This window comes from Streptomyces sp. IBSBF 3136, from assembly GCF_036815105.1.
Lineage (GTDB): Bacteria > Actinomycetota > Actinomycetes > Streptomycetales > Streptomycetaceae > Streptomyces.
Genome location: NZ_JAJSZC010000408.1, coordinates 1 through 3,084 on the forward strand (window position 1 = coordinate 1; position 3,084 = coordinate 3,084).

The following is a 3,084-nucleotide window of genomic DNA, read 5'->3' on the forward strand; positions in this document are numbered from 1 at the left end:
GCCGGGTCCGGGGGCGGGAAGGACAAGGGCACCGGCACGCAGCAGGGCAAGCAGTCCACGGCCGCCGTCAGCATCCTGCCCAAGTCCGGTGCCACGGGCGTCGACACCAGCGGCGCCCTGAAGGTGAGCGTCGCCGAGGGCAAGCTGACCCAGGTCACCGTCAAGAACGCCAAGGGCGCCGAGGTCGACGGCAGCATCACCGGCGGCGGCGCCTCCTGGACGCCGTCGACCCACCTGGCCGGCGGCACCAAGTACACGGTGCACGCGGTCGCCAAGGACTCCGAGGGCCGCGAGGCCGCCGAGGACTCCACCTTCACGACCCTCACCCCGAAGAACACCTTCGTCGGTTACTTCACCCCCGAGGACGGCTCCACCGTCGGGGTGGGCATGCCGTTCTCCGTCCGCTTCACCCGGGGCATCACCAGCCCGGCGGCCGTCGAGAAGGCCGTCCGCATCAAGACCGAGCCGGCCGTCGACGTCGAGGGCCACTGGTTCGGCAACGACCGCCTCGACTTCCGCCCCGAGAAGTACTGGAAGGAAGGCACGAAGGTCACCGTCGACCTCGACCTCGACGGCGTCGAGGGCCGCGACGGCGTCTACGGCAAGCAGCACAAGACCATCAGGTTCACCATCGGCCGCGACCAGGTCTCCATCGTGGACGCCAAGAAGCACACGATGAAGGTCACCCAGGACGGCAAGGTCGTCAAGACCATCCCGGTCACCACCGGCAAGCCCGGCTACGACACCTGGAACGGCCAGATGGTCATGAGCGAGAAGCTCGCCGTGACCCGCATGAACGGCGAGACCGTCGGCTACGGCGGCGAGTACGACATCAAGGACGTGCCGCACGCCATCCGCCTGACCGACTCCGGCACCTTCATCCACGGCAACTACTGGGGCGGCGGCGCCTTCGGCAACTACAACGCCAGCCACGGTTGTGTCGGCCTGCGCGACGTGCGCGGCGGCTACGACAAGAAGGTCCCGGCGGCCTGGTTCTTCAACCACTCCATGGTCGGTGACGTGGTGGTCGTCAAGCACTCCCACGACCGCACCGTGGACCCGGCCAACGGGCTCAACGGCTGGAACCTGTCCTGGGCCGACTGGAAGAAGTGACACCCGCGCGGTGGGCGGGCCCGGTGCTGTGAGGAACGGCACCGGGCCCGCCCGCGTTAGTCCCCGTTAACCTGCTCCCCATGACCGTCAATCTCGAAGTCGCCGAAGGCGTCGGAACGCTGCGCCTGGACCGCCCGCCGATGAACGCGCTGGACGTGGCCACCCAGGACCGGCTGAAGGAACTCGCCGAGGAGGCCACGCGCCGCGAGGACGTGCGCGCCGTGGTGATCTACGGCGGGGAGCGGGTGTTCGCGGCGGGCGCGGACATCAAGGAGATGCAGGCCATGGACCACACCGCGATGGTCCTGCGCGCCCGCGCCCTGCAGGACTCCTTCACCGCCGTGGCCCGCATCCCCAAGCCCGTCGTCGCCGCCGTCACCGGCTACGCGCTCGGCGGTGGCTGCGAACTCGCCCTGTGCGCCGACTACCGCATCGCCGCCGAGAACGCCAAGCTGGGCCAGCCCGAGATCCTGCTCGGGCTGATCCCGGGCGCCGGCGGCACGCAGCGGCTGTCCCGGCTGGTCGGCCCCTCGAAGGCCAAGGACCTGATCTTCACCGGCCGTCAGGTCAAGGCCGACGAGGCGCTCGCGATCGGCCTGGTGGACCGGGTCGTCCCGGCCGCCGAGGTGTACGAGCAGGCGCACGCCTGGGCCGCGAAGCTCGCCCAGGGTCCGGCGATCGCGCTGCGCGCGGCGAAGGAGTCCATCGACACCGGCCTGGAGACCGACATCGACACCGGCCTCGCCGTCGAGCGGAACTGGTTCGCCGGTCTGTTCGCCACCGAGGACCGCGAGCGGGGCATGCGCAGCTTCGTCGAGGAGGGCCCGGGCAAGGCCAAGTTCCTCTGAACCGATCCGGAAATCTCCCCGGAAGCCCTTGCAATTGACGAGTCGTCTGATCCGGGTCCCTCGATGGGGCGGTTTATGGGAGCCTTAACGCACCCTTAAGCCTGCCTTGTCGAGGGAGCCTGTCGATTGCCCGAAAGTGAGCCGTCGCCGCAGGTCAGCCGGGCTGTCGCAGACCCCGGTATGCCTTCGGCATATGCCGATCTACCGGTGGGCGACACGGGCGCACAGGGGGCGTATTCCTCCGGAACGGCCACGCGGGCCGCTCCGGACGGCCATCATGGGGGCATGGCGGGGCTGGAGGGCATCGAACAGCCGCGGGGACACAGCCGTGCGGCCGCGGCGCGCTGGTCGCCCGCGGTCGAGGACGAACGAGCGCTCAAGGCACTCGAACTCTTCGGCAACCCGACGGAGGCCGAGGTCCCGCTGCCGTCCCGACCCGAATCCGCGGCGACCGCGCGCCGGCTGACCCAGGTCGTCGTACTGCGCCAGTGGGGACTGACCCCGAAGATGACCGAGGACGCGGTCTTGCTCGTCTCCGAACTCGTCGGCAACGCCGTACGGCACACCGGGGCCCGGGTCTTCGGCCTCCGCATGCGCCGCCGCCGCGGCTGGATCCGCGTCGAGGTCCGCGATCCCTCCCGCGGGCTGCCCTGCCTGATGCCGGTTCAGGAGATGGACGTGAGCGGCCGCGGCCTGTTCCTGGTGGACAAGCTGTCCGACCGCTGGGGCGTCGACCTCTTACCGCGGGGCAAGACCACCTGGTTCGAGATGCGCGTGGGCGACCGCTAGCAACCGCCGCGGCGCGACCGCCGGCACGCACGCCGACGCCGGTCCCGCCACCGCGACCCGCAAATATCCCCAGAACGGGGCAATCGGCGGTTTTCTTACCTGACGCCCCTTAAATGGTGCGGGTGACCACGACCAACCGACGCGAAGTGCTGCGCGCGGGTGCCGGGCTCGTCGCCGGCGGCGCGCTCGCCGCCGGATGCGGAAGCGGCCAGGACACCCCGCCCGCCGCCGCGACCTCCGTGTCCGCCCCGACCGCCGACGCGTCCGGCCGGCCCGCGGCCACCGCACGGACCGCGCGCACCGCCCGCACCGCCCCCGCCCCCCGCGCCTACAC

The 3,084-nt window shown here is 70.8% G+C and carries 3 protein-coding genes and 1 pseudogene; all 4 read left to right on the forward strand.

Annotation, left to right across the window (positions count from 1 at the left end):
- A partial coding sequence (locus V7E45_RS39585) for a L,D-transpeptidase (RefSeq protein ID WP_333779135.1) occupies window positions 1-1,113 on the forward strand: 1,113 nt, incomplete at its 5' end.
- Between the two features lie 80 nt (window positions 1,114-1,193).
- On the forward strand, window positions 1,194-1,961 hold the full coding sequence (locus V7E45_RS39590; RefSeq protein ID WP_333779136.1) for an enoyl-CoA hydratase/isomerase family protein: 768 nt from the start codon (window positions 1,194-1,196) through the stop codon (window positions 1,959-1,961).
- 285 nt (window positions 1,962-2,246) lie between these two features.
- Window positions 2,247-2,750 (forward strand): ATP-binding protein, encoded by a 504-nt coding sequence (locus V7E45_RS39595; RefSeq protein ID WP_333779137.1) that lies wholly within the window; start codon window positions 2,247-2,249, stop codon window positions 2,748-2,750.
- 113 nt (window positions 2,751-2,863) lie between these two features.
- Window positions 2,864-3,084: pseudogene (locus V7E45_RS39600) on the forward strand (polysaccharide deacetylase family protein); the annotation flags it as partial.